Origin of the sequence: Variovorax sp. WDL1 (assembly GCF_001541225.1) — a bacterium.
Taxonomy (GTDB): Bacteria; Pseudomonadota; Gammaproteobacteria; order Burkholderiales; family Burkholderiaceae_C; genus Variovorax.
This window is the reverse complement of the sequence record NZ_LMTS01000009.1, coordinates 15,775-40,780: the sequence shown is the minus strand read 5'-3', so window position 1 is coordinate 40,780 and position 25,006 is coordinate 15,775. Positions and strand designations below refer to the sequence as shown.

Below are 25,006 nucleotides of genomic sequence, written 5' to 3'. Positions count from 1 at the left end.
ATCCCATCTTCTTCAGAAAGCGAGGGCACCCCATGATCGATCGACGTCACTTCAACCTGGGACTCGGCGGCCTTGCGGCGGTCTGGGCCGCGGGCGTCACGGCCCAGGGCCGCAAAGTGTTCCGCGGCGCGAATTCCGTGGGCATCGTCGATGCGCAGCAATGCTTCATCACCTGCGGCCGGCATCCGAAGCTGCGCTACTTCGAGCAGGAGGGAGTCGAACTCGACTTCGTCAACATGAGCAGCGTCAACCAGGCGATGGTCGGCATCGCGCGCGGGCAGGCCGAATTCGGATCGCTCGCGCCCGGGGTGTACCTGCCGGCCATCGCCAAGGAGCCGCAACTGGGCATCATCGCGGTCTACAACTGGCTGCCTCGCAACGCCAACGTGGTGGTGGTCAAGCCTGATAGCCCGGTGAAGACGATCAAGGACCTGGCGGGCAAGCGCATCGGCATCCGCAACCAGGGCGACGGCGGCGTCTTCGCGCTGCAGACCATGTACGGCGAGCTCGGCATGAACGCGTCGGACATCAACTTCATCGCCGTCGGCGATTCGGGCGTGGCCGGCACCGCGCTGACGCAGGGGAACGTCGATGCGATCGTCACCTACGACACGGCCGCCGCGCGCATCGAGGCGGTGGGCATGCCGCTGCGCTACCTGGACCTGCCGCCCAACTATGCGCGGCTGGGTGCCGGCTGGATGGGCATTCGCAAGAAGGACCTCAAGGAAGACCGCAAGGCGGTGGTGGGCTTCTTCCGCGCGGTCGCCAAGTCCACCCTGTTCGCGCACACCAACCTGGGCGAGGCGATCAACATCCACTGGGCGCTTTACCCCGAGACGAAGTCGAGGAACAAGTCCGACGCGGAGAGCCGCAAGGAGATCGAGCTCATCCTCGGGCGGCGCAAGGACAACTGGATCCGGCGCCCGGACGACCCCGACCAGCGCTGGGGCGCGTCGAGCCAGGAGGAATGGCAGCAGATCGTCGCCATCACCGCGCGCTCGACCGCCAACCCGCAGCTGCCGCAGCAGCTGGGTGACCTGCGCAACGTGTTCACCAACGAGCTGATCGACGAGATCAATGCCTTCGACAAGGCGGCGGTGGTGAGGCAGGCGCAGGAGTTCAGGTTGGCGTGAGGGCGGTGATGGCGCGGTGATGACGCGGCTTGTACATCTACCTGCCCACGGCCAACGGGCCGATGCCGATTGCGGCGGTGATCAACGGCCAGATCTACGCGGTGCACAGCGACCACCTCAACACGCCCAGGCGACTGACCGATAGCAACGGCCAAGTGGTTTGGCAATGGAGCTACTCGGCATTCGGCGACACGAAGCCGACCACGGCACACAACAGGTTTGCCGACCTTGATGTCACGCCGAATCCTGGCGTCACGAGCTTTGCTGAGTTCGTGTTCAACCTGCGTTGGCCAGGTCAGTATTACGACAAGGAGTCGGGCTTGTTCTACAACTACTTCCGAAGCTACAGCGCCGCGCTGGGCAGATACCTGCAAGGCGATCCGCTCGGCCTATATGACGACCTGAACAGGTTCGGCTATGTGCACGGAAATCCGCTGCGATACTCCGATCCGCTGGGGTTGATGGGCGGCGGTAGTCCACAGGGGCGGAGTCGGGGCGCGCCTAACGTGAACGCATTTGGGTGCATGGGCCTGGCTTGCATTACGGGGGGGATGGAGCCGACGTCGATGAGCGCCGAGCCCACGTTTGGCGGAGGCGTCGAGATTTGTGATGCCCCCCTCCCTCCGCCACCGCCTCAGAGCTGCAAGCATGAGGGCGGCGTGCCGAAGCAGATGGATCCGCCCGGAGCCCCTGTTCCCAAGAGATTTGGAGGTCTCTTCATTAGCCCTGGTGTCAAACGCGATGCGCGGATATGCCTCCGTTTGGGTGTCTTTGTGTCGCCGCCAATTCCGCTGCCCTCCCTTGACATGGGGCCTATGGAGCCTTTGCCATGACCATCTGGACTTTGATTCTGCTGATCGCCTCAGCGGCTTTTGGAGTGACCTACATCGTGCTTGGTTTAAAGGCCAACGATCACCTCAACGAGAAAGCCTCCAGTTCTGATCGCTCGGTCGGATGGCTCTTCTGGTGGTCATTCAGTAAGGACAAGTACGACGAGGAAGGAAAAAGGCTGTGTGCCCAAGGGCAGATGCTCGCACTTGTGCTGCTTGCCCTCTACGTCGCTTGGTACCTCGTTCTGCTGAAGAAATAGCGGATCTAACTCTCCTTACCAAGCTGTGTGGGCCGAGTCCCCGCGACGCCGAGAAGCTGGGCTTCGCGTTCATGTACGACGAGGACGGAAGCCTGCTCGCCGAGACCGGCATGGGCGGAGCCAACAGTGCGGGCAGCACGCAGTACATCTACCTGCCCAGGGCCAACGGGCCGATGCCGATTTAGCGATGGTGATGACGATGGGACTTGGCCGCCAAATGCAAAGAAGCCTTGGCCTGGACAGAAAAAATTGAAGGACGGACAGTGTGAGGCGGACCCGAACGGCGATGCCGAGCCATGGGATCCGACGAAGTATGACTACGCTCCGGACAGCCCTGGGCTCTGGATTCCGCAGTGGGCGAATCCGCGCAGCCAGATCACACCGAGATACAGCCCTAGCCCAAGGTTCGTTCCCCGGCTTGTCTTACCGTAAGAGAAATCATGTATCCGAATCAACACATCCGACGTGCCAGGACGGCCCTGTGCCTGAGCGAGCAGGAGACGGCAGTCCGGGCCAATCTAACGATCTATGAAAAGGTTGGCTACGCGTCAGGATTCACTCAACAGGTTGAAGACGGCAGCATCGACCTGCTTGCCTACCCTATCGAACTGGCGCTGGACCTTGCAAGCTCTACCAGGTCTTCTCCATTTGAAATGGTCAATGATTTGGAGCAGGCATTCAAGAAGCTATAGCTTTCCTCACGGGCATCGTCTGGGACCGGGCGTTCGTACCGTGGCTTGGATGGCCGACACACGCCGGCGCAGAGCCAGAGTAACGGCAAGCATCCGGCAATCGAAATTGCCCACCTCAAGGCGCCACGTAATCCGACACCACCTTCCACTTCCCATCCACGATCTGCGACAGCCGCGACAGCTCGTTGCCCAATCGCTTGGTGGCGGTGTACGTGCTCTTCGGCGCGCCGAACATGTCGGGCTCGAAGGTCATCGTGTCCATCGCCTTCACGAAGCTGTCGGTCGTGAGATTGGGCCCGGCCTTCTGCGCAGCCTTGATGAACTGGTCGATGATCGCGTAGCCGTAGACCGAGAACACCGTCGGGTCCTCGTTGAACTTGGTCTTGTACTTGTTGGCCCAGAAGCGCAGCGGCTGCGAAGCCTCGTCGAGATAGGGATGCTGCACCGTGTGGGTGGCGTAGACGCCCTCCACGGCCTTGCCGCCCAGCTTGTGAATCAGGTCGGTGTAGGCGGCGCTGGAGCCGAGGAAGGTCGGGTTGAAGCCGGTCTTGCGCGCCTCGCCCACCGTGCCGATGGTCTCGCGGATGATGGTGCCCAGCACGACCAGGTCGCAGTTGGCGGCTTTCATCTTCGCGACCTGTGACGAGAAGTCGGTGGCGCCGCGCTTGTACGAGGTCTTCTCGGCCAGTTCCATGCCCACGGTCTTGAGGCCGGCCTCGGCGCCGCGCTGCACCTCGAGGCCGAACTCGTCGTCCTGGTAGATGGTGCAGACCTTCTTGGCGCCCTTGTCCTTGATCATCTTGGGCAGTGCCAGGCGGATCTGGTCGTAGTAGGTGGCGGCGAAGGAGTACTTGAGCCTGTGGTGCGGCTCGTACATCTCGCGCGCCGCGGTGATGGGCAGGAAGTTGACGACGTTCTTCTCGAACTGCACCGGCATGGCCGCCATGTTCTGGGCGGTGCCGATGTGGCCGGCCATGATGAAGATCTTGTCCTGGTTGACCAGCTTCTGCGCGGCCAGCACCGCCTTCTTGGGGTCGTAGCCCGAGTCCTCGACGAAGAGCTTGAGCTTGCGGCCATTGACGTTGCCCTGCTCGTTGAGCTCATCCACCCGCAGCTGCATGCCGTTGCGCGCCTGCTTGCCGAAGCCGGCAAGTGGGCCCGACAGGTCCTGGATGGTGCCGATGCGGATCTCGTCCTTGGTGACGCCCTGCGATTGCGCGCCGGCCAGGCCGGAACTCAGTGCAAGGCCGGCAGTCGCTGCCAGCGGAATCAGAGCCTGGATCTTCATGGCGTGGTCTCCTCGGTTGTGGCAAAAAACTAGGCGTACATGGCGTCGATGCGCTCGGCGTACTTGGCCTGCACGAGCTTGCGCTTGAGCTTCATGGTGGGGGTGAGCTCCTCGTCCTCGGCGCTCAGCTGCGTCTCCAGCAGGAAGAACTTCTTGATCTGCTCGACGCGGGCGAACTTCGCGTTGACGCGGTCGAGCTCCCCCTGGATCAGGTCCTGCACTTCCTGTGCGCGCGTGAGGCTCTGGTAGTTGCTGAAGGGCACGTCGTGGTCCTGGGCGAATTTCTCGACGTTCTCCTGGTCGATCATGATGATCACCGTCAGATAGGGCCTGGCATCGCCGATCACCACGGCGTCGGTGATGTAGGGGCTGAACTTGAGCTCGTTCTCCAGCTCGCTGGGCGTGATGTTCTTGCCGCCTGCCGTGATGATGATGTCCTTCATCCGGTCGGTAATGCGGAAATACCCGTCCTCGTCGACGGTGCCGACGTCGCCGGTGTGCAGCCAGCCATCGGCGTCGATGGTCTCGGCGGTCTTCCCGGGCAGGTTGAGGTAGCCCATGAAGACGTTGGTGCCGCGCACCAGGATCTCGCCGGTGGCGGGATCGAGACGCACCTCGTTGTAGCCCGCGGCCGGGCCGATGGAACCGGGCTTGATGCGCCCGGCCGGCACGCCGGTGGCGGCGCCGCAGGTCTCGGTCATGCCCCAGACCTCGACCATGGGGACGCCGAGCGCCAGGTACCACTTGACCAGCTCGGGCGAGATCGGCGCCGCGCCGGTGACCAGGAAGCGCGCGCGGTGGATGCCGATGAGCTTGCGCACGTTGTCCAGCGCAAGCCAGCGCGCCAGCCGGAACTTGAGGCGCCATCCGGCACCGACCGGCCGGCCCGCGAGCACGCGCTCGGCGATGGCGCTGCCCACGCCGATGCTCCAGGCGTACGCCGCCTGCTGCAGGCCGCTCGCCTCCTTGAGGGCGATCATCACGCTCGAGTAGAACTTCTCCCACACGCGCGGCACGGCAGTGAAGACGGTGGGCGCGATCTCGCGCACGTTCTCGGGCACGGTCTCGGGGTTCTCGACGAAGTTCAGGATGGCGCCGGTGTACATCGAGAAGTACTCGCCGCCCAGGCGCTCGGCGATGTGGCACAGGGGCAGGAAGCACATGCGTTCGTCGTGCTCGTCCTGCGCCACGAGGGTGTTGTAGCCGCGCACGGTGTGGACCAGGCCGCGGTGGGAGTGCATCGCGCCCTTGGGCTTGCCGGTGGTGCCCGAGGTGTAGACCAGGATCGCGAGATCTTCGGGGCGGCAGGCGGCGATGCGCTGCTCGAGCGCCTTCGGGTGAGCTTGCAGGTGCTCGCGGCCGAGGGCGCGCAAGGCCTCCAGGCTCATGACGCCGGGATCGTGCAGATCGCGCAGCCCCTCCATGTCGAACACGATCACCTTGCGCAGGAGCGGCAGCCCGGTGCGCACCTCCAGCGCCTTGTCGAGCTGCTCGTCGTCCTCGACGAAGAGCACGGTGGTGCGAGAGTCCTCGCAGATGTAGTGCGCCTGCGAGGCGGCGTCGGTCGGGTAGATGCCGTTGGCCACGCCGCCGCAGCTGAGCACGGCGAGATCGGCCAGCACCCATTCGACGACTGTGTTGGCGAGGATGGAGGCGCACTCGCCGGGCGCGAAGCCGAGGGCCATCAGGCCGCCGGCGATCTCGCGCACCGCCTCGGCGGTCTGCCGCCAGCTCCAGCTGTGCCAGATGCCGAATTGCTTCTGCCGCATCCACACGCGGTCGCCGCGCGAGGCAACGGCGTTCCAGAAGACGGCCGGGATGGTCTCGCCCGGCATGACGATGTCGTGGCGCGGCTGGATGTGGGCGGTGTCCCAGAGTCCCTGCATGGCCTTCACCTCCAGGTCTTCTTCTTCCAGCGCCGCTCGCCGCGCACGCCCTCGTCCTTCAGGCCGAGGTAGAACTCCTTGATGTCCTCCTTCTCGCGCAGGCGCTCGCAGGTGTCCTCCATCACGATGCGGCCGTTCTCGAGCACGTAGCCGTAGTCGGAGGCGTTGAGCGCCATGTTGGCGTTCTGTTCGACCAGCAGGATGGTGGTGCCGCGCTCGCGGTTGATGCGCACCACGATCTCGAAGATCTCGCGCGTGAGCTTGGGCGACAGGCCGAGGCTGGGCTCGTCGAGCAGGATCAGCCTGGGCGCGGCCATGATGGCGCGCGAGATGGCGAGCATCTGCTGCTGGCCGCCGGAGAGCAGGCCGGCGTGCTGGGTGGCGCGCTCGCGCAGGATGGGAAAGTAGGCGTAGACGGTCTCCATGTCGCGCGCCACGCCGTCGCGGTCGCTTCGGGTGTAGGCGCCCATCAACAGGTTGTCCCTGACCGACAGCAGCGGGAAGACCTCGCGGCCCTCGGGGACGTGGCTGAGGCCCTGCTGGACGATGTGGGCCGGGTCCTGGGCGGTGATGCTGCGGCCCTCGAACTCGATGCTGCCTTTGCGCGGGTCGATGATGCCGGAGATGGTCTTGAGGATCGTGGTCTTGCCGGCGCCGTTGGAGCCGAGCACCGTGGCGATCTCTCCCTGGCGAACCTTGAGGCTGACGCCGCGGATGGCCTTGATGGGGCCGTAGGCGCTTTCGACGTTGAGCAGCTGGAGGACGGTGTTGTCGTCGCCCGGCCCGCACCGCATGCCGGGCGCCCGTCCATGGGGGACTGCCTCCATCAAGCCACCCTCCTCAAGCTGCTCAGATCGTCCACAGTCCCCAGGTAGGCCTCCACGACACGAGCATCCGACTGCACCTCCCGAGGCGTCCCGGAAGCCAGCGCCTCCCCCATGTTCATCGCCAGCACCCGGTCCGACACCTTCGACACCAGCGACATGTCGTGCTCCACCATCAGCACCGAGATGCCCAGCTCCTTCTGGATGTCCTGGATCCAGAAGGCCATGTCCGCCGTCTCCTCCACGTTGAGCCCGGAGGACGGCTCGTCGAGCAGCAGCAGCTTCGGCTGGGTGCACAGCGCGCGCGCCAGCTCCACCACCTTGCGCACGCCATAAGGCAGCCCCGCCACCATCGAATCGCGGTAATGCTGCAGGTCCAGCAGGTCGATCACCTGCTCCACCTTCTCGCGCGCCTCGATCTCGGCGCGCCGGGTGGCCGGGGTGAAGAAGATCTCGCTCCAGAAGCCGGAGCGCCGATGCGTGTGGCGCCCGATCAGCAGGTTGTGCAGCACCGTCGCATGCTCGAAGAGCTCGATGTTCTGGAAGGTGCGCGCGATGCCCAGCGCCGCAATCTCGTGCGGCGCATGCGCGGTCAGCACGACCGGCGCGCCCTCCCCGCCGTGCCACAGGATCTCGCCCGTGGTCGGCGTGTAGATGCGGCTGATCAGGTTGAAGACTGTCGTCTTGCCCGCGCCGTTCGGCCCGATCAGCGTGAACACCTCGCCGCGCCGCACCTCGAAGCTCACCTTGTTGACCGCCAGCACGCCGCCGAAGCGCACGCTCAGATCGTTGGCCGAGAGGAGCACGTCGGCGCCGGCCACCGCCGGGCCGCCCCAAGGCGGCCGGGCCTCCCCCTCGGGGGCGGGCGCAGCAGACGAAGTCGCAAGCTGGGGGGCAGTCATCATCTCAAGCGGTCCGACTTGGTGAAGGCCTTCTGCCGCTTGAACAGCCCCTTGCGATAGAACGGAAAGAGCTGCAGGTAGGTGCGCACCTTGAGCCAGCGCCCGTACAGTCCCAGCGGCTCGAAGAGCACGAAGCCGATCAGCACGAGCCCGTAGACCAGCCCCTGCAGCCCCGGCGCCTGCCCGATCACCGGCGGCAGCCAGTCCTTGCCCAGCGCGATCAGTTGCGGCATCGCGATCAGGAAGATCGCGCCCAGGAAGGCGCCATGCACAGAGCCCAACCCGCCGATCACCACCATCAGCAGGAGATCGATGGACTGCAGGATGTTGAACTGGTCCGGCGAGATGAAGCTGAGCTTGTGCGCATACAGCGCCCCGCCCAGCCCCGCCAGCGCCGCCGAGATGGCGAAGGACATCGTCTTGTAGCGCGCCAGGTGGATGCCCATGCTCTGGGCCGAGATCTCCGAGTCACGGATGGCGACGAAGGCACGGCCCGTGGGCGAGCGCAGCAGGTTCAGGATCGCGAAGGTGCACAGCACCGCGATCAGCAGGCACACGATGTAGAAGCTTTCGCTCGAGCTGATGTCCAGCCCGAAGAGCCTGGGCGACTTCACGTGCAGCCCCGAGTTGCCGCCGGTCACGCGCTCCCAGCGGGCGAATACCTCCTCTACGATGAAGCCGAATGCCAGCGTGGCAATGCCCAGGTAGATGCCCTTCACCCGCAGCGCGGGCAGCGCCACCACGACGCCTACCGCCGCGGACAGCGCCGCCGCCGCCGCCAGCGCAATCGGAAACGGCACGCCCGCATTGGCCAGAACCGCCTGCGTGTACGCACCCGTACCGAGAAAGGCTGCATGCCCGATCGAGAACTGCCCGGTGAAGCCGGCCAGCAGCATCAGGCCCAGGCCGACGATGCCGTAGATGAGCACGAAGGTCAGCTGCGCCAGCCAGTACTCCGGCAGGACCCAGGGCGCCGCGATCAGCACCGCACCCAGCAGGCCGTACCAGAACACGTGGCCGCCGTGCCTGGCCAGGGCGATGTCCTGGGCGTAGCTGGTCTTGAAGATGAAACGCATGCCGGCCTAGACCTTTTTCCTGAGCTTCTCGCCGAACAGCCCATTCGGCTTGACCATCAGCATGACCAGGACCACGATGTACGGCGCCGTGTCCTTGAAGCCGTCCGGCAGGTAGAAGCCGGCGAAGGACTCGACGATGCCGATCACCAGCCCGCCGACGATCGCGCCCGGCAGGCTGCCGAAGCCGCCCACCACCGCCGCCGGAAAGGCCTTGAGCCCGATGAAGCCCATGTTCGCGTGAACGAAGGTGATGGGCGCGAGCAGCATGCCGGCGATGGCGGCCACCGCCGCGGCCAGCCCCCATACCAGTCCGTTGAGCCGCTTGACCGGGATGCCCATGTAGTAGGCCGCCAGCTGGTTCTGCGAGGAGGCCTGCATCGCGATGCCCAGCTTGCTGTAGCGGAACATCGCAAAGAGCAGCCCGCACAGGACAGCCGTGGCGCCGATGATCGCCGCCTGCTCCACGTTGACGACCAGCGCGCCGAGCTTCCAGATCTCGTCCTTGTAGGGCACGGCGAGCGCGTGCGTGTCGGTGCCGATGCCGGGGATCATGGTGATCAGCCCGCGTGCCACGTAGGCGATGCCGATGGTCAGCATCACGATCGAGAACTGCGGTTGCCCGAGGATGGGCCGGATCACCACCAGCTCCAGCAGCACGCCGAAGGCCGCCATTGCCGCGATGGCGAGCAGCGCCGCCAGCCAGAAGGGCATGCCCGCCATCGTGACCCCGGCGAAGGCGCAGAAGGCGCCCAGCATCATCAGGTCGCCCTGGGCGAAGCTCACCGTCTCGGTGGCCTTGTAGATCAGCACGAACCCCAGCGCGATCAGGCCGTAGATGCAGCCTTGCGCAATGCCTGAGAGCAGGAGTTGGAGGATTTGAAGCAACGGCGCCTCGGTGGGATTGGCGGTTTATAGGGCCGCCCGTCCATGCGGGGCAGAGGGTTCTCCCGCATGGCCTGCCCGGCCGCCGGGCGCAGCCTCATCGATGCACTGCGAGGCGGCGCGATCCGGCGAGGATGTCGCTGGGCCGCAGGCCGTAGACCTGGCGGATCGAGTGGCTGAAATGGGTGGAGTCGGGGTAGCCGGTGTCGAGCGCGATGTCGGTCAGGCTGCCCGGCTGGTCCACGTGGTAGAGCAGGCTGCGGGCGCGCTTCCAGGCACGGAAGGCGCGGAAGGTGACGCCGGTCTGCGCCTTGAACAGATGGAGGAAGCGCGAGAAGGACAAGCCCACCGCGGCAGCGCATGCCTCGGCCGGGCTGGGGGCGGCGGGGTCGGCGTTGATGCGCGCGATCGCCTCGCGGATGCGGGCGTCGAGCGCCGGCGGGGGCAGCGTGCCGCCGAAGAAGAGCTCGTCGAAATCGGGGAAGCCGGCCGGGCCTTCACGGCGCGCGAGCAGTTGTGCATGCCCGTCGCGCACGCGCTGTGCGATGGCGGGGGCCTCGACCGGCCCGCAGTGGCGCAGGAAGGGCGGCAGGCGGGCCGCATCGACCGATTCCGATTCGAGCAGCAGGTTGAGGACCAACGGATGCTCGGTCGCCACCTGGTGCGACACCCGGGCCGGCACCGCCAGCAACTCACCGCTTTGCCACGCCCCGCCGGCCACGCGCATGCGCAGCGGCTCGCCGGTGGGGGAGACGTAGATCCCATGGCCACCCAGGCTGCGGTGCGAGGTCGCGCCCAGGAGGCCGGCATAGAACACGCGCGAGGGGCCGAGCCACATCAGCCGGCCGTCGGTGCCGCGCAGCACTGTCTTCGATTGCCGGGTTGCCACGATGCGCGTTCTCCTGCAAGGGACGCGAGGCCGGAGCGCATCGCGCCAGGTCATCGTAGCGACGCGTGCCGGCCTTCCCTTGCCCAATGGGGCGGGGATTTCCCCTAGGGCACGCCACGAATTGCCGGCTTCACTTTGAAGCGCCATCTTCTCGAGGGAGGCGATGGCTCGCGTCCAATGCCTCCTTGTTGACCGAGGACAGGCGCAAGGCGTCGCCCTCGTCCAGGTACCGTGCCCCTTTTTCAACCAGGTGATCGAACAGGTCGTTCGAGAGCCGATGCCCCGAACTGTTCAGCATTGCGCGCAAAACAGAAGCCTTGAAGGCCTCTCTGTTGCGCTTGAGACAAGCAAGGAGGGCACGGCAGTCGAGACCGGGAGCAGCCTCGAATCTGAGATGGCGCAACGTCGTGTTGTGCTCCAACGCCCCGGTCAGCATCTTCAGTTTGCCGTGATTGATGACGTGTTTAGCACCGTCAAGGGCGGACTTGGCATCTTCGAATGAGAGTGACAGCAGCGTCCTGTTGCTCATCAGCAGGAATGCCATCGCAGCAACAGTGCCGTCTCCGATGAAGTTGCCGCGCAGGTTCAGATGCCCAGGCAAGTGCCGTTTTGTCCCAGCGTGTTGAGGATCCACGCCGTCGTCCTGGCCGAAAGACGGCTTCCGCCCAGATCCAGCAATCGAAGGCTGGGCATCTTGTCCACGGGTATCTTGTGGACAAGATGAGGCCCTGAACCTTGCTCAGGATCCCATTTCCCCAGGACATTCGCCCAGGCGATGCACTGCTTGATCCGCAACACCTGCAATTCGGATTGCCGGCAGATCGCCTCGCCCAGGCTTGCGTGCTGGTCGACCGTGACAACCGGCCCCTGCTTCAGCCATTCATTCATGCCAGAAACTTCGAAACGCAAGCCGCTGATGCTCAGATTCTGGACTTGGCAAGCCCCCAAAACCTTGACCAGCAAGTCACAGACGCTGAGTTTGTTTTCTGGAGCGTAGTCTGGTTCCAGAAAGCCAGCTTCAACGACGCTAAGGGCCTTGAGCTGTTTAAAGGCCAGACATTCCGAAGCATTCATCACTCCAGCCTCGGCTCCGACCCTGTGGAGGCGCAGGTCGACGAGCGCAGGCATCTTGCTCAGCGCCTGGAACAGCGGCTCGACTGCGAATCTGTCAATGACAAGATCCGAAAGCGTCAGCACTGCGAGGGAGAAGCCATGGGGAATTGCCATGGCCAAGGTTTCCCACCCTGCCTCATCCATCGGGCCCTGTATGTGCAAGTCCCCCGTCTCCTTGAAGAACGCCAGAACCTCGCGCAGCAGGCCCAACTTGCGGTGCTTCATGCATTCGCAGACGACGTGGCTCGGGTCCGGCAGTCGGCCATTGCCGTGGTAGTCGCGGACCAGCTCGTCGAACGCGGCCATTAACTCGCGAGATCTCGACGATAGGGTAGTGGCCGAATCGGGCACGTTCGTGGGTACTGCTCGTGCAAGTGCGAAGTGATTGAGAGAAGCGCTGAAACAGTTCAAGATGCGTGTCCTAGGTTGATCGTTGTCATGAGGCACTCCCGCGTGATCGCCAAAGCCTTGATGGGTAACGCAGGATGCGTGAACCGTTCCATGCGATCGGGATTACCCCGGCGCCAACGATCCGGACTACGCGCGCTGACCGGTCAATGCGCGGCGGTGCGAGAGGAGCAACGATTGAGCGACCGCATGAGCACGGCGGCCCGAGCCGCCCAGGGCGCGTTTCGAGCGCGTTTCTCTGCCGCCCGTGTTGCTAAAGGCGCTCCCGCAAGATCCGATCGCTCTCTTCGCGCAAGATCTTTTCGCGCAATGCCCATGCCTCCTTGTTGACCGAGGATGCGCTGAAGGCGTCGCTCATGGTCAATCCTTGCCGGAAGACGGCGTCCGCGACGTCGTACGGCACTTTAACGTGATGGCTATTTCCGATCGCGTACACGCCGCCTCTCACGGCGGCGGCGATGGCAAGCTGTCTGTTGCGCTCGAGCGACTTGCTCAGGCGGTCATGAGAGTCCTTTGGGACTTGAGTCCAGCGGATATCGAGTTGCTGCACTACGAGGTTGCGCTCTACTGCTTCAATCAACTCCTCGAGCACTTGAGCGTCTTGGCCGACATACGACGTGAACGCGGGGGGTTTGAGCAAAAGGTGACGGAGCTTCTCGTTGTCCCTCAGGAAGCAAGCCATCGCGGAAAAGGTTTCATTCCCGACCTGATTTCCGCTCAGGTTCAGGAACACGAGGTGGTTTTTCTTCAGCGCCATGAGCAATGCCTCCGTCGTGCCTGCTGGAAGATCATTGATGCTGAGATCCAGATACTGAAGGCTCTCCATCCGGGTCAGGGACAAGGTGTTGACGCTGACCTGCTCCTTGCGCTTCTCACCAAAAGCCACCCTGCACTCGCTGAGGAGGAGACTCTTCAACGCAGGCTGGTTCTTCGGCAGCGCTTCCATCAGCAGTTTGAAATTGGAGGCTTGGATACGACAACCGCGCAGGTCCAGTTCAACGAGTGGGGTTGGTGTCTTGCCGCAAAGAAACGGCATATAGCACTCGAACTCCTCCGGCTCGTTGCGGTACGAGATCTTCAATCGCAGTGAATCGAGCCGGGTTTGCTGGCTGAGCGCCTCGGCCAGCTTCGCATGCTGGGCGGTGCTGATCGCTCCAGCGTCTTCGATGCTCACGCGCCGAACTTGGCGAGCAGCCAGAAGAATCTTCAGCACCAGCGGACCAACGCCGAGTTTCTGATCGGATTTGGCGCAGACACTCAGATCCTCGAGTGATGGCAAGTCGGCGCAGACCAATCGGCCGAAGAAAAAGCCATCCTCGACCTTGATGTTGGTCAGGGACACGTCCTTCAAAGCAGGCATGTGACTCAGGAACTTGAACAGCAGCTCGCCCGTGGAAGCGTTGAAGTCCAATTTCGACAGCTGCAGCACCTCGACACGGAGACTGTCCGGCATGGCCTTGGCCAAGGTCTCCCATCCCTCCTCATCAACAGGCCCCTGTATGCGCAGGCTCTTGATGTCCTCGTTCGCCAGAACGTAGGCAAGCACGTCCACGTTACCGTGCCTCATGCATTCGCAGACCAGGAAGCTCAGGTCCGGTTTCTTGTCCTCGGTGAGATAGTCGCTGATCAGTTGGGCGAATGGAGACCCGTCATGCGCCAACTGCTGGGCGAGCTTGGCCTTCCAGACGCCGGGGTCTGTCGGTCTTTTCACCACGGTGACCTGGCGCCCGAATATCTGTTGAAGGGTGAAGGATACGGATTGCATATTTGTATTGCTGTTGGGGTTTGATGGGGCCGTCAAAGGCGTTCCGCGTGGCTCGCGAGAACTCTGATAGGTGGCACCGGGGTGCCAAGCGTTCCATCCCCGCTCACCAGCAATGGCTGCAGCAAGACGTCGTGCGCCCCGCCCCTGCATTCACTACTCGGACCTGCTTCCCAGCACCCGCCGCAGCTCGGCCGCGCACATCGACACCGCCGCATTCGCCTCGTCCATCAGCCGCCCCATGGTGATGAAGCCGTGGATCTGCCGCTCGAAGCAGACGTACGCCGCGCGGTTGCCGGCCGCGGTCAGCGCGCGCGCATAGTCCAGGCCCTCGTCGCGCAGCGGGTCGTAGCCGGCCGTCAGCACCAGCGCCGGCGGCAGGCGCGAGAGGTCGGGGTGCAGCAGCGGCGAGGCGCGCCAGTCGAGGTCGTGCCGCGGGTCATCGATGTAGTTGTCTTGGAAGTAGCGGATGCTGTCGCTGGTCAACACAAAGCCCTGGCCGTTGCTGGTGTGCGAAGGATGCACGCAGCGCATGTCGGTGGCGGGATAGATCAGCAGCTGGAAGGCGATGGGCAGGTCGCCGGCATCGCGCGCTGCGATCGCAACGACGGCCGCGAGGTTGCCGCCTGCGCTGTCGCCGCCGACCGCGAGGCGGCTCGCGTCGATGCCGAGCGTCGCGGCCTGCTCGCGCACCCAGTAGGTGGCGGCCAGTGCATCGTCGACCGCCGCGGGAAAGCGATGTTCCGGGCCCATGCGGTAGTCGACCGCCACCACTGCGCAGCTCGAGAGATTGCAGAGTTCGCGGCACAGCGTGTCATGCGTGTCGAGGTCGCCAATGGTCCAGCCGCCGCCGTGGTAGTAAACGAGCACCGGCAGCATGGCCCCGGCCTCGCTGCCGAGCGGGCGGTAGTAGCGCAAGGGGATCGCGCCCTGCGGGCCCGGCGCATTCAACTCGCGCACTTCCGCGACCTCGCCGGGCTCGGGCTGCGTGACCGCGCGGCGCTCGCGGTAGAACTTGCGCGCGTCCGCCGGCGTCAGCGTGTGGGTGGGCGGCACCTTGCGTTCGATGAGCAGATCGATGAAGGCCTGGGCCTGGGGATGCAGCATGGCAAAGACTCCTGCTTTTGGGGGATTCAGGCGACGCGCGGCTTGACGCGCGAGGCGGCTTCCTTGGCGTTGCGGCGCGCCGTCTCGACGTCGGCGGCATGCGCCAGCGCGACGCCCATGCGCCGCTTGACGAAGCTCTCGGGCTTGCCGAACAGGCGCACATCGCTGCCCGGTACCTGCAGCGCAAGCGCCACGCCGTCGAAGACGATGCCCTGCGCATCCACGCCGCCGTAGATGACGGCGCTGGCACCCGGGCTCTTGAGCGCGGTGTCCACCGGCAGGCCGAGGATGGCGCGGGCGTGCAGCTCGAATTCGTTCTGCCACTGGGTGGCCATGGTCACCATGCCGGTGTCGTGGGGCCGCGGGCTGACCTCGCTGAACCAGACCTCTTCGCCCTTGACGAACAGCTCCACGCCGAACAGGCCCTGGCCGCCGAGGTCGGCCGTCACGGCCCGGGCAATGCGCTGCGCCTTCTCGAGCGCGGCCGGCGCCATCGGGTGCGGCTGCCAGCTCTCGACGTAGTCGCCGCTGACCTGCACATGGCCGATGGGCGCGCAGAACTGCGTCTGCACCGTGCCGTCGGCGGCGAGCGCGCGCACGGTCAGCAGCGTGATCTCGTAGTCGAAGTCGATGAAGCCCTCGACGATCACGCGGCCGTGGCTCACGCGGCCGCCGGCCATCGCGTAGTCCCAGGCTTTCTGCACGTCGGCCGGGCCGTCGATCCGGCTCTGGCCCTTGCCCGAGCTGCTCATCACGGGCTTGACGATGCACGGATAGCCAATGCCGGCGTCGATAGCGGCCTGCAGCTCGGCCAGCGAGTCGCAGAACTTGTAGGGGCTGGTGGGCAGGCCCAGCGTCTCGGCGGCGAGCCGGCGGATGCCCTCGCGGTCCATGGTGAGGCGCGCGGCGCGCGCGGTGGGGATCACGCGCACCGTGCCGGCCTCCTCCAGCTGCTGCAGCATGGGCGTGGCGATGGCCTCGATCTCGGGCACCACCAGCTGCGGCTTCTCGGCCTCGATCAGTGCCTTGAGCTGCGCCGGGTCGCTCATCGCGATGGTGCGCGCATGGTGCGCCACCTGCTGGCCGGGGGCGTTCTCGTAGCGGTCGACCGCGATGGTCTCGACGCCCAGGCGCTGCAGCGCGATCAGCACCTCCTTGCCGAGCTCGCCGGAGCCGAGCAGCATCACGCGGGTGGCATTGGGGGAAAGGGGCGTGCCGAGGGTGGTCATGGGGCGGGTCCGTCGCGTTGGGTCAAAGCCGATCGCGCCATTTTGAATCACCGCGGCTGTCACCGGCAGCAACACCTGGCCGGCGCGGCGTGTTCCACAATCGCGGGTTTCAGTTCAAGGAGCATTCACATGGCTATCCAGACCGTCGGCATCATCGGCGCCGGCACGATGGGCAACGGCATTGCCCAGGCTTGCGCCGTCTCGGGCGTCAACGTCGTCATGGTCGACATCGCGCAGGCCGCGGTCGACAAGGGCCTGGCCACGGTGGCCGGCAGCCTCGACCGGCTGATCAAGAAGGACAAGCTGAGCGCCGCGCAGAAGGATGCGGCGCTGGCGCTGATCAAGGGCTCGACGAACTACGAGTACCTGAAGGCCGCCGAGCTCGTGATCGAGGCTGCGACCGAGAACCACGAGCTCAAGCTCAAGATCCTGAAGCAGATCGACGGCCTGCTCGCACCGGAGGCCATCATCGCCTCCAACACCTCGTCGATCTCGATCACCCAGCTCGCCGCCGCCACCTCGCGGCCGGACCGCTTCATCGGCATGCACTTCTTCAACCCGGTGCCGATGATGGCGCTGGTGGAGATCATCCGCGGCTACCTGACGAGCGATGCCACGCACGACGCGGTGAAGGCGCTGGCCGTGCGCCTGGGCAAGTCGCCGATCACGGTGAAGAACGCGCCGGGCTTCGTGGTCAACCGCATCCTGGTGCCGATGATCAACGAGGCCTTCTTCGTGCTGGCCGAAGGGTTGGCGACGGCCGAGGACATCGATGCAGGCATGAAGCTGGGCTGCAACCAGCCGATCGGCCCGCTCGCGCTGGCCGACATGATCGGGCTGGACGTGTGCCTCGCGGTGATGGAGGTGTACCTGGCGCAGTTCGGCGACTCCAAGTACCGGCCGTGCCCCTTGCTGAAGGAAATGGTGGCCGCGGGGCAGCTGGGGCGCAAGACGGGGCGCGGGGTGTACACCTACTGAGCGCGGACGGCACCATGACCACCACGCCCACCACGCCGCCGCCCGAAGGCTGCATCGACACCCAGGTGCTCGACCATGTGCTTCTGATCGGCATCAACCGGCCCACCAAGCGCAACGGCTGGACGCCGCGCATGTTCCGCGAGCTGGCCGAGGCCTACACCCGGCTCGACGACGACCCGGCGCTGCGCGTGGGCGTGCTGCATGCCTTCGGCGATCACTTCACAGCCGGCTTGGACCTGCCGGCGGTTGCCGAGTACATGAAGCGCGGCGAGAAGGCGATACCCGAGGGCCTGGTGGAACCGCACGACTTCGGGCTGCCCAACTATCGGCGCCGCACGAAGCCGATGGTGGTCGCGGTCAAGGGCATCTGCTTCACCGTCGGCATCGAGCTGATGCTGGGTGCGGACATCGTGGTGGCGGCGGACAACTGCCGCTTCTCGCAGATGGAGGTTCAGCGCGGCATCATGGCCACCGGCGGCGCCACGCTGCGCATGGCCGAGCGTGCGGGGCTGGGCAACGCGATGCTGCACCTGCTGACGGCGGATGAATTCGACAGCGCCGAAGCCTATCGCCTGAACTTCGTGCAGAAGGTGGTGCCGGCCGGGCAGGAGCTGGACGAGGCCCTTCGCATCGCGCAGCGCATCGCGGCCCAGGCGCCGCTGGCGGTGGTGGCAACACGGCTGAATGTGATGAAGGCGATCGAACAGGGGCCGCTGGCGGCCGTGGAGGATTTCATTCCGGTGCAGCAGCGGCTGGCGAACAGCGAGGATGCCGCGGAAGGGGTGCGCTCGTTCGTCGAGCGCAGGCCCGCGCGCTTCAGCGGACGCTGATCGTCCTGTGCCCTCTCCTCCGGGAGAGCGGAAAGCCATGGGCCGGAATCGAATTCTCACCATTAAATTGCACGCAACTCAATTGATCGCTACAATTCAGCCCATGCCCTCCAAAGCCCCCACCGCCGACGAGATGCTCCAGCTCGACAACCAGCTGTGCTTCGCAGTCTATTCCGCCTCGCTGGCGATGACCAAGCTGTACAAGCCGCTGCTCGACAAGCTCAAGCTCACCTATCCCCAGTACCTCGTGATGCTGGTTTTGTGGGAGCGTGACGGCCTGATGGTCTCGGAGCTCGGCGAGCGCCTGTCGCTCGACTCCGGCACGCTGACGCCGCTGCTCAAGCGCCTCGAGGCCAATGGCTTGGTGGCGCGCATCCGCGACGTGGCCGACGAGCGCCGCGTGCACGTCAGCCTCACCACCGCCGGGCGCCGCCTCAAGGCGCGCGCGGCTTCCGTTCCGGCCTGCCTGATGGCTGCCAGCCAGTGCTCCATCGAGGAGCTCGTGGCGCTCACGCATCAGATCCAGCAATTGCGCGACCGCGTGAAGGCGGCCGCCTAGGTTCTTCCTGTTCCCCACCCGCTTCGGCATCGAAGCATTCTTTTTCACCACCAACCCGAAGGAATCATCATGGTCAAGCAGCTCGACAAAGTCCTCTACACCGCCCAGTCCCACACCACGGGCGGCCGCGACGGCGGCGCCGGCAAGTCCAGCGACGACGCGCTGGACGTCAAGCTCAACCCGCCCGGCTCCGGCAAGCCCGGCACCAACCCCGAGCAACTGTTCGCAGTCGGCTACTCGGCCTGCTTCATCGGCGCGATGAAGGCGGTGGCGCCCAAGATCAATGTCAAGGTGCCGGAAGACGTCGCCGTCGACGCCAGCGTCTCGCTGGGCCCGACGGACGGCGGCAAGGCCTACGGCATCGCGGTCAAGCTGGCGATCTCGCTGCCGGGCCTGGACGACGCGCAGAAGAAGCTGCTGGTCGAGACCGCCCACCAGGTCTGCCCGTACTCGAACGCCACCCGCGGCAACATCGAGGTCGAGCTCGCGATCGCCTGATAGCGAAGGCGGGCCCGCCCAGGCTCGCACGGCCCGGTGCCGCGTCACGCAGGTGACGCGGCACCGGGCTTTCTTTCATGCAAAGGACGCGGCTTCGCGCTAAGGTGCATTCATGAGCACGACTACGCAGCTGCTGATCCGCAAGGACGATCTTTCTTCCACCCGGGTGCACACGACCGAAGACACAGCGCTGGCCGACGGCCAGGTGCGGCTGCGCATCGACCGCTTCGCGCTCACGTCCAACAACATCACCTACGCCGCCTTCGGCGAGTCGATGAACTACTGGCAGTTCTTCCCGACGGGGGAAGAAGGCTGGGGCTGCATCCCGGTCTGGGGCTTCGGCTCGGTCGTGCAGTCGCTGCACCCGGGCGTGGCAGTGGGCGAGCGGCTCTACGGCTATGTGCCGATGGCCTCCGGCATGGTGCTGACGCCGCAGCGGCTCTCGCCGGCCCGCTTCTCAGAGGGTGCACCGCACCGGGCCGCGCTGCCGGCGGTCTACAACCAGTATTTCCGCTGCGCCGGCGACCCGCTCTACACCGCGGATACCGAAGACCTGCAAGCCTTGCTGCGTCCGCTCTTCATCACCTCCTGGCTGATCGACGACTTCTTCGACGACAACGATTTCTTCGGCGCGCGGCCGGGCGTCGCCCTGCTCTCCAGCGCCTCGAGCAAGACGGCCTACGGCACCGCCTTCCAGATGCACCGGCGCGACGGCATCGAGGTGGTCGGCCTCACCTCGGCAGCCAACAAGGCCTTCTGCGAAAGCCTGGGCTGCTACCACCGCGTGCTGGGCTATGAGGAGCTCGGCCGGGTCGCGGCCGACGCCCCCTGCGTGTACGTGGATTTCGCGGGCAACGGCGAGCTGCGGCGGGCGATCCACACGCGCTTCTCGCAGCTGCGCCACGACTGCGTGATCGGCGGGACGCATGTGGACCAGCTCGCGCCAGCCGGCAGCGCCAAGGAACTGCCCGGCCCGCGCGCCACCTTCTTCTTCGCTCCGGCCCAGATCAAGAAGCGCACCGAGGAATGGGGCGCCGAGGCCTTCGGCCAGCGCATGGTGCAGGCGTGGCAAGGATTCCTCGCGAAGGTGGCTCAGCCCGAGGCGCCCTGGCTGGTGGCCGAGCACCACGACGGCGCGCAGGCCGTGCAGGCGGCCTATGCGCAGGTGCTGTCGGGCCGGGGCGATCCGCGCATCGGCCATATCCTGTCGCTCTCCAGGTAGCGACAATGGGCGGATGACTTCCGAAGAGAAATCCGCCAGCAACCATCCTTACGAATCGCTCGGACCCGAGGTGGTGCTGGACGCGCTCGCCGGGCTGGGCCTCTATGGCGATGGCCGCCTGATGGCGCTGAACTCCTACGAGAACCGCGTCTACCAGGCGCACCTGGAGGATGGCCGCGCGGTGGTGCTCAAGTTCTACCGGCCGGGCCGCTGGAGCGATGCCCAGATCGCCGAGGAACACCGCTTTTCCGCCGAACTTGCCGCGGCCGAGATCCCGGCGGTCGCGCCGCTCGCGCTGGAGGGCAGCACGCTGCACCACCATGGGGGCTTTGCCTTCAGCGTGAGCCCCTACCGGGGCGGGCGCCAGCCGGAGCTGGACGACTTCGAGGTGCTCGAATGGGTGGGCCGCTTCCTCGCCCGCATCCACACGGTGGGCGCGGCGCGGCCCTTTGTCGAACGCCCCGCACTCGACCTGCAGACATTCGGCCTGGCTTCGCGCGACTGGCTGCTCGAGCACCAGATGATCCCGCTGGACGTGCAGCGCCATTGGGAGAAGGCATGCACCGAGGCCTTCGAGATGATCGCCCTTACCGCCCTGGGCGCCGACACCTACACCGAGATGCAGAAGCTTCGGCTCCACGGCGACGTGCACCCCGGCAACATCCTGTGGACCCCGACCGACCGCCCCGACGGCGGCCCGCACTTCGTCGACCTCGACGACGCCCGCACCGGCTTCGCAGTGCAGGACCTCTGGATGCTCCTGTCCGGCGACCGCGCCCAGCGCACGGCACAGCTCAGCGGCCTGCTCGAGGGCTACGAGCAGTTCCGCCCCTTCGACCGCCGCGAGCTGGCGCTGATCGAGCCGTTGCGCACTCTGCGCCAGATCCACTACAGCGCCTGGCTCGCGCGGCGCTGGCAAGACCCGATCTTCCCGATCAACTTCCCCTGGTTCGGCTCGAGCGACTACTGGAAGGAGCAGATCCAGATGCTGCAGGACCAGTGCGAGGCGATGGCGGAGGAGCCGCTGTACGCGTGAGCGTGTCGACGAAGCTCTGCACCACGAGGTTCTCCGGGCCGTTGCGCCAGACGCAGTAGGCGTCCGAGCGCGCCACATCGTCTTCCAGCGGCCGGAACACCGCCCCGCGCAGCATCGCATGCCGCAGCGCGCTGGGCACCAGCGCCACGCCCAGGCCCTGCGACACCAGCGAGACCACCGACAGCCAGTGGCGCACCTCGTGCCGCACCTCGGGCCGAAAACCTGCGCCGGCGCAGATGGCGAGGATGCGCTCGTGGTAGTCGGGCGAGGCGCTGCGCGAGAACAGCACGAAGGTCTCGTCGCGCAGCCTCGACAAGGCGATCGAGCGCCGCCGCGCCAGGCGATGCGCCGCCGGCAGGCAGGCGACGAAGGGTTCCGACAGCAGCAGTGCATGGCTCAGCTCGGCCGGCATGCGGCTGGTATGGACGAAACCCAGGTCCATGCGGTCGTGCAACAGCTCGGCGATCTGCTCGCCCGAGTTGAGTTCCGCGAGCGTGATGCGCACCCCCGGGTGCTTGGCCTGGAACTTCGCGAGCGCCTGCGGCAGGCCGCGGTAGAGCATGGCGCCGACAAAGCCGATGCGCAACCGCCCGGCCGCGCCGCGTGCGATGTCGCGCGCCTCCAGGGCGGCCTCCTCGGCCTGGCGCAGCAAGCGGCGCGAAGAGGCCTGCAGGGCCTCGCCGGCCGGCGTCAACCGCACCTCCTTGCTGTTGCGCTCGAAGAGCCGCGCGCCGACCGCGTCCTCCAGCTGGCGGATGGCCACGCTCAGCGGCGGCTGCGAGATCGCCAGCCTTCGGGCCGCGCGGCCGAAATGCAGCTCCTCAGCCAGCACGACGAAATAGCGCAGGTGGCGCAGTTCCATGCTCGTCTCCGGACGATAGTTGAATCGAATCGAACCAGACCCAATCGATATTAGACAGGAATCGTCAGGCGCCCAAGAATCCGGTCGAAAGGAGACAAGCCGCCATGACCCGCGCCGCCGAACACCCGGTCCCCGACCGCCACGGGCAGAACCTCTACAGCACCGACGCCGAGCTGCTGAAGCTGCTGCCGCTGTACCTGCCGCCTGCGCTGCTCGCCCACATGCAGCCGCACTTCGAGCGCCTGGGCGCGCTGGCCGGCGGCCCGCTCGACGAGCTGGCGCACACCGCCGACATCAACCCGCCCACGCTCTCGCAGCGCACCCGGACCGGGCTGGACGAGCAGAAGGTGATCAAGCACCCGGCCTATGTCGAGATGGAGCGCCTCGCGCTCAGCGAGTTCGGCCTGGCGGCGATGTCGCACCGCGAGGAGACGCTGGGCTGGAAGGGGAAGATGCCGCCCCTGGTCAAGTACGTACTGACCTATCTCTTCGTACAGGCCGAGTTCGGACTGTGCTGCCCGGTCTCGATGACCGATTCGCTGGCGCGCACGCTGCGCAAGTTCGGCAGCCCCGAACTGGTCGAACGCTTCCTGCCGCGCTTCCAATCGCTGGACTTCGACACCCTGGCCCAGGGCGCGATGTTCATGACCGAGCAGGCGGCAGGCTCCGACATCGCAGCCACGGTCACTCGCGCCTGGAAGGACGACGCCGGCCGATGGCGCCTCAGCGGCGACAAGTGGTTCTGCTCGAACCCCGATGCCGACTTCGCGATGGTGCTGGCCCGCCCCGACGACTCGCCCGCGGGCATGAAGGGCGTGTCGCTGTTCCTGCTGCCGCGCCGGCTGGACGACGGCACGCCCAACCACTACCGCATCATCCGGCTCAAGGACAAGCTGGGCACGCGCTCGATGGCCAGCGGCGAGATCCGGCTCGAAGGCGCCATCGCGCACCTGGTGGGCGAGCCGGGGCGCGGCTTTCAGCAGATGGCGGACATGGTGAACAACTCGCGCCTGTCCAACGGCGTTCGCGCTGCCGGCCTGATGCGCCGCGCGGTTGGCGAGGCCGAGTACATCGCGAGCCAGCGCCGGGCCTTCGGACAGCGTCTGGACCAGATGCCGCTGATGCAGCGCCAGTTGCAGAAGCTGCGCATGCCGGCCGAGCAGGCGCGAACGATGGTGTTCCAGACCGCGCTCGCGTTGGCGCGTTCCGATGGCGGCGACGCGAGCGCCTATCCCCTGCTGCGCATCCTCACCCCGCTCATCAAGTTCCGCGCCTGCCGCGACGCACGCAAGGTCACGGGCGATGCGATGGAGGTGCGCGGCGGCTGCGGCTACATCGAGGAGTGGGCCGACCCACGGCTGGTGCGCGATGCGCACCTCGGCTCGATCTGGGAAGGCACCAGCAACATCGTCGCGCTCGACGTGATCCGCGCGGTCCAGCGCGAGAACTCGCTGCCGGCCCTGCAGGCGCACTTCGGCGCCCTGCTCGACGAGGCCAGCATCGCACCGGCATTCGCCGCCGCGTTGCGCGGCGCGCTGGCACGCGCCGGCGACCTGGCCGGCAAGGCCGCGCAGGAGGGCGGCGCCGTGCTCGCCCGCCAGGCGGCCTCCGCGCTCTACCACTGCTGCAGCGCGATCGCGATGGCCTGGGAGGGCGCGCGCGCCGGCTCGGCGCAGCGCATCGGCTGGGCGCAGGCGGTGCTGCTGCACCGCGTGCTGCCGCGCGACCCACTGGCCGCGGAGGCCGTACCGGGCGAGTGGACCAGCGCGGCTTGATCGCGGCCCGGGATCGAACACCGAACATCCGTACGCAGAGGACGCAAGGAGCCTTCGCATCCTCTGCGTCCGGCACCCCGATTTCAACTGGAGACAGAACATGCGACGACTCGCCACCTTCACCCTCGCTTGCGCAGCAGCCCTCCTGCTGCTGCCCTCGACCAGCGCGGCCGACTTCCCCGACAAGCCCGTCACGCTGGTCGTGCCCTTCCCGCCCGGCGGCCCCACCGACGCGATGGCGCGAACGCTGGCCGCCGAGATGAAGGAGCGCCTGGGCCAGCCCATGGTCGTGGAGAACCGCGCCGGCGCAGGCGGCAACATCGGTGCCGAGTTCGTGTCGCGCGCGCCGGCCGACGGCCAGACCATCCTGTTCGGGACCTCCGGGCCGCTCGCGATCAACGCCAGCCTCTACCGCAAGATCGGCTATCACCCGGTCAAGAGCTTCGCGCCGGTGATCCAGGTCGGCCACCTGCCGAACATCCTGGTGGTGCACCCCTCCGTGCCGGCCAGGGACGTGAAAGAGCTCATCGCCTACGCGAAGGCCAACCCCGGCACGCTGAGCTATGCCTCCTCGGGCAACGGCGCCTCATCGCACCTCGCGGGCGTGCTCTTCAACTCGATGGCGGGCATCGACCTGCAGCACATCCCGTACAAGGGCACGGGGCCGGCGCTCAACGACCTGCTGGGCGGCCAGGTCGGCATGAGCTTCACCGACGTCCTTACCGCCCTGCCCTACGTGAAGGCCGGCAAGCTGCGGGCGCTCGGCATGGCCAGCGCGGCGCGCTCGCAGGCGCTGGGCGAGGTGCCGACGATCGCCGAGCAGGGCCTGAAGGGCTACGACGTCAGCGTGTTCTTCGGCATCGTGGCACCCGCGGGCACGCCGGCCGACCGGGTGAAGAAGCTCAACCGCGCCTTCGCCGAGGTGCTGGACTCACCCAAGGTCAAGCAGCAGTTCGCGGCCCAGG

At 66.2% G+C, this 25,006-nt stretch carries 25 protein-coding genes; 12 read left to right on the top strand and 13 right to left on the bottom strand.

The features are described 5' to 3' along the window. Positions 1 to 32: 32 nt before the first annotated feature. From APY03_RS01300 to APY03_RS01285, 4 genes are all read left to right on the top strand, one after another. Positions 33 to 1,133 carry an ABC transporter substrate-binding protein gene (locus tag APY03_RS01300; RefSeq protein ID WP_068673167.1) on the top strand — a complete coding sequence of 367 codons (1,101 nt, stop codon included), beginning with the start codon at positions 33 to 35 and terminating at the stop codon, positions 1,131 to 1,133. 29 nt (positions 1,134 to 1,162) lie between these two features. After that, on the top strand, positions 1,163 to 1,966 hold the full coding sequence (locus tag APY03_RS01295) for an RHS repeat domain-containing protein (RefSeq protein WP_068673165.1): 804 nt from the start codon (positions 1,163 to 1,165) through the stop codon (positions 1,964 to 1,966). Next, on the top strand, positions 1,963 to 2,223 hold the full coding sequence (locus APY03_RS01290) for a hypothetical protein (RefSeq protein WP_068673163.1): 261 nt from the start codon (positions 1,963 to 1,965) through the stop codon (positions 2,221 to 2,223). Before APY03_RS01295 ends, APY03_RS01290 begins: the two co-directional genes overlap by 4 nt. 440 nt (positions 2,224 to 2,663) lie before the next feature. Then, positions 2,664 to 2,915: a hypothetical protein gene (locus APY03_RS01285; protein ID WP_068673161.1), complete on the top strand. Its 252-nt coding sequence runs from the start codon at positions 2,664 to 2,666 to the stop codon at positions 2,913 to 2,915. A 115-nt stretch (positions 2,916 to 3,030) separates the two neighbouring features. On the opposite strand, the gene APY03_RS01280 is transcribed toward APY03_RS01285, so the two are convergent. The 12 genes from APY03_RS01280 to purT all read right to left on the bottom strand — a co-directional run bounded on the left by APY03_RS01280 (position 3,031) and on the right by purT (position 16,281). Next, complete coding sequence (locus tag APY03_RS01280; protein ID WP_068673159.1) at positions 3,031 to 4,203, bottom strand: ABC transporter substrate-binding protein; 1,173 nt, start codon at positions 4,201 to 4,203, stop codon at positions 3,031 to 3,033. Positions 4,204 to 4,232: 29 nt separating this feature from the next. After that, positions 4,233 to 6,089, bottom strand: coding sequence for an AMP-dependent synthetase/ligase (locus APY03_RS01275; RefSeq protein ID WP_068673197.1), 1,857 nt, complete (start codon positions 6,087 to 6,089; stop codon positions 4,233 to 4,235). A 5-nt stretch (positions 6,090 to 6,094) separates the two neighbouring features. Continuing rightward, complete coding sequence (locus tag APY03_RS01270; protein WP_068673157.1) at positions 6,095 to 6,883, bottom strand: ABC transporter ATP-binding protein; 789 nt, start codon at positions 6,881 to 6,883, stop codon at positions 6,095 to 6,097. 32 nt (positions 6,884 to 6,915) lie between these two features. Next, entirely contained in the window at positions 6,916 to 7,818 is a 903-nt protein-coding gene (locus APY03_RS01265) for an ABC transporter ATP-binding protein (protein ID WP_232081214.1), read from the bottom strand. Further along, positions 7,815 to 8,891 carry a branched-chain amino acid ABC transporter permease gene (locus APY03_RS01260; protein WP_068673155.1) on the bottom strand — a complete coding sequence of 359 codons (1,077 nt, stop codon included), beginning with the start codon at positions 8,889 to 8,891 and terminating at the stop codon, positions 7,815 to 7,817. Before APY03_RS01260 ends, APY03_RS01265 begins: the two co-directional genes overlap by 4 nt. Before the next feature lie 6 nt (positions 8,892 to 8,897). Continuing rightward, positions 8,898 to 9,776: a branched-chain amino acid ABC transporter permease gene (locus tag APY03_RS01255; protein ID WP_068673153.1), complete on the bottom strand. Its 879-nt coding sequence runs from the start codon at positions 9,774 to 9,776 to the stop codon at positions 8,898 to 8,900. 94 nt (positions 9,777 to 9,870) lie between these two features. Beyond that, positions 9,871 to 10,662, bottom strand: a complete 792-nt coding sequence (locus tag APY03_RS01250) for a helix-turn-helix domain-containing protein (RefSeq protein ID WP_232081213.1) — start codon at positions 10,660 to 10,662, stop codon at positions 9,871 to 9,873. Between the two features lie 130 nt (positions 10,663 to 10,792). Beyond that, positions 10,793 to 11,263, bottom strand: a complete 471-nt coding sequence (locus APY03_RS01245; RefSeq protein ID WP_146039266.1) for a hypothetical protein — start codon at positions 11,261 to 11,263, stop codon at positions 10,793 to 10,795. After that, entirely contained in the window at positions 11,248 to 12,081 is an 834-nt protein-coding gene (locus APY03_RS01240; RefSeq protein WP_068673149.1) for a hypothetical protein, read from the bottom strand. Before APY03_RS01240 ends, APY03_RS01245 begins: the two co-directional genes overlap by 16 nt. Before the next feature lie 355 nt (positions 12,082 to 12,436). Further along, positions 12,437 to 13,948: a hypothetical protein gene (locus tag APY03_RS01235; protein WP_068673147.1), complete on the bottom strand. Its 1,512-nt coding sequence runs from the start codon at positions 13,946 to 13,948 to the stop codon at positions 12,437 to 12,439. Between the two features lie 153 nt (positions 13,949 to 14,101). Then, on the bottom strand, positions 14,102 to 15,052 hold the full coding sequence (locus tag APY03_RS01230) for an alpha/beta hydrolase (RefSeq protein WP_068673145.1): 951 nt from the start codon (positions 15,050 to 15,052) through the stop codon (positions 14,102 to 14,104). A 26-nt stretch (positions 15,053 to 15,078) separates the two neighbouring features. Further along, entirely contained in the window at positions 15,079 to 16,281 is a 1,203-nt protein-coding gene (purT, locus tag APY03_RS01225) for a formate-dependent phosphoribosylglycinamide formyltransferase (protein ID WP_068673143.1), read from the bottom strand. A gap of 129 nt (positions 16,282 to 16,410) precedes the next feature. Between purT and APY03_RS01220 the strand changes: the two genes are divergently transcribed. The 6 genes from APY03_RS01220 to APY03_RS01195 all read left to right on the top strand — a co-directional run bounded on the left by APY03_RS01220 (position 16,411) and on the right by APY03_RS01195 (position 21,404). Further along, complete coding sequence (locus APY03_RS01220) at positions 16,411 to 17,259, top strand: 3-hydroxybutyryl-CoA dehydrogenase (RefSeq protein ID WP_068673141.1); 849 nt, start codon at positions 16,411 to 16,413, stop codon at positions 17,257 to 17,259. Positions 17,260 to 17,273: 14 nt separating this feature from the next. Further along, on the top strand, positions 17,274 to 18,089 hold the full coding sequence (locus APY03_RS01215; RefSeq protein WP_068673139.1) for a crotonase/enoyl-CoA hydratase family protein: 816 nt from the start codon (positions 17,274 to 17,276) through the stop codon (positions 18,087 to 18,089). Positions 18,090 to 18,192: 103 nt separating this feature from the next. Then, positions 18,193 to 18,648: a MarR family winged helix-turn-helix transcriptional regulator gene (locus tag APY03_RS01210; protein ID WP_068673137.1), complete on the top strand. Its 456-nt coding sequence runs from the start codon at positions 18,193 to 18,195 to the stop codon at positions 18,646 to 18,648. 69 nt (positions 18,649 to 18,717) lie between these two features. Then, positions 18,718 to 19,146 carry an organic hydroperoxide resistance protein gene (locus APY03_RS01205; protein ID WP_068673135.1) on the top strand — a complete coding sequence of 143 codons (429 nt, stop codon included), beginning with the start codon at positions 18,718 to 18,720 and terminating at the stop codon, positions 19,144 to 19,146. A gap of 112 nt (positions 19,147 to 19,258) precedes the next feature. After that, on the top strand, positions 19,259 to 20,368 hold the full coding sequence (locus APY03_RS01200; protein WP_068673133.1) for a DUF2855 family protein: 1,110 nt from the start codon (positions 19,259 to 19,261) through the stop codon (positions 20,366 to 20,368). Between the two features lie 13 nt (positions 20,369 to 20,381). Further along, positions 20,382 to 21,404, top strand: coding sequence for a serine/threonine protein kinase (locus APY03_RS01195; RefSeq protein WP_068673131.1), 1,023 nt, complete (start codon positions 20,382 to 20,384; stop codon positions 21,402 to 21,404). Here the strand turns inward: APY03_RS01195 and APY03_RS01190 are convergent. After that, a complete protein-coding gene (locus APY03_RS01190) occupies positions 21,304 to 22,266 on the bottom strand; it encodes a LysR family transcriptional regulator (RefSeq protein WP_068673129.1) in 963 nt (320 codons plus the stop codon). The genes APY03_RS01195 and APY03_RS01190 overlap by 101 nt on opposite strands. 104 nt (positions 22,267 to 22,370) lie before the next feature. Between APY03_RS01190 and APY03_RS01185 the strand changes: the two genes are divergently transcribed. Together APY03_RS01185 and APY03_RS01180 are read left to right on the top strand one after the other, a co-directional pair. Further along, positions 22,371 to 24,041, top strand: coding sequence for an acyl-CoA dehydrogenase family protein (locus APY03_RS01185; RefSeq protein WP_068673127.1), 1,671 nt, complete (start codon positions 22,371 to 22,373; stop codon positions 24,039 to 24,041). A gap of 100 nt (positions 24,042 to 24,141) precedes the next feature. Beyond that, positions 24,142 to 25,006: Bug family tripartite tricarboxylate transporter substrate binding protein (locus APY03_RS01180; RefSeq protein WP_232324122.1), on the top strand; the 865-nt coding region annotated here is incomplete at its 3' end.

Excerpts from the sequence above, each read along its gene's own strand:
- APY03_RS01300 (WP_068673167.1), top strand. The coding sequence starts at position 33 with ATGATCGATCGACGTCACTTCAACCTGGGACTCGGCGGCCTTGCGGCG.
- APY03_RS01290 (WP_068673163.1), top strand. The coding sequence starts at position 1,963 with ATGACCATCTGGACTTTGATTCTGCTGATCGCCTCAGCGGCTTTTGGA.
- APY03_RS01285 (WP_068673161.1), top strand. The coding sequence starts at position 2,664 with ATGTATCCGAATCAACACATCCGACGTGCCAGGACGGCCCTGTGCCTG.
- APY03_RS01280 (WP_068673159.1), bottom strand. The coding sequence starts at position 4,203 with ATGAAGATCCAGGCTCTGATTCCGCTGGCAGCGACTGCCGGCCTTGCA.
- APY03_RS01275 (WP_068673197.1), bottom strand. The coding sequence starts at position 6,089 with ATGCAGGGACTCTGGGACACCGCCCACATCCAGCCGCGCCACGACATC.
- APY03_RS01270 (WP_068673157.1), bottom strand. The coding sequence starts at position 6,883 with ATGCGGTGCGGGCCGGGCGACGACAACACCGTCCTCCAGCTGCTCAAC.
- APY03_RS01265 (WP_232081214.1), bottom strand. The coding sequence starts at position 7,818 with ATGATGACTGCCCCCCAGCTTGCGACTTCGTCTGCTGCGCCCGCCCCC.
- APY03_RS01260 (WP_068673155.1), bottom strand. The coding sequence starts at position 8,891 with ATGCGTTTCATCTTCAAGACCAGCTACGCCCAGGACATCGCCCTGGCC.
- APY03_RS01240 (WP_068673149.1), bottom strand. The coding sequence starts at position 12,081 with ATGGCCGCGTTCGACGAGCTGGTCCGCGACTACCACGGCAATGGCCGA.
- APY03_RS01235 (WP_068673147.1), bottom strand. The coding sequence starts at position 13,948 with ATGCAATCCGTATCCTTCACCCTTCAACAGATATTCGGGCGCCAGGTC.
- APY03_RS01230 (WP_068673145.1), bottom strand. The coding sequence starts at position 15,052 with ATGCTGCATCCCCAGGCCCAGGCCTTCATCGATCTGCTCATCGAACGC.
- purT (WP_068673143.1), bottom strand. The coding sequence starts at position 16,281 with ATGACCACCCTCGGCACGCCCCTTTCCCCCAATGCCACCCGCGTGATG.
- APY03_RS01220 (WP_068673141.1), top strand. The coding sequence starts at position 16,411 with ATGGCTATCCAGACCGTCGGCATCATCGGCGCCGGCACGATGGGCAAC.
- APY03_RS01215 (WP_068673139.1), top strand. The coding sequence starts at position 17,274 with ATGACCACCACGCCCACCACGCCGCCGCCCGAAGGCTGCATCGACACC.
- APY03_RS01210 (WP_068673137.1), top strand. The coding sequence starts at position 18,193 with ATGCCCTCCAAAGCCCCCACCGCCGACGAGATGCTCCAGCTCGACAAC.
- APY03_RS01205 (WP_068673135.1), top strand. The coding sequence starts at position 18,718 with ATGGTCAAGCAGCTCGACAAAGTCCTCTACACCGCCCAGTCCCACACC.
- APY03_RS01200 (WP_068673133.1), top strand. The coding sequence starts at position 19,259 with ATGAGCACGACTACGCAGCTGCTGATCCGCAAGGACGATCTTTCTTCC.
- APY03_RS01195 (WP_068673131.1), top strand. The coding sequence starts at position 20,382 with ATGACTTCCGAAGAGAAATCCGCCAGCAACCATCCTTACGAATCGCTC.
- APY03_RS01190 (WP_068673129.1), bottom strand. The coding sequence starts at position 22,266 with ATGGAACTGCGCCACCTGCGCTATTTCGTCGTGCTGGCTGAGGAGCTG.
- APY03_RS01185 (WP_068673127.1), top strand. The coding sequence starts at position 22,371 with ATGACCCGCGCCGCCGAACACCCGGTCCCCGACCGCCACGGGCAGAAC.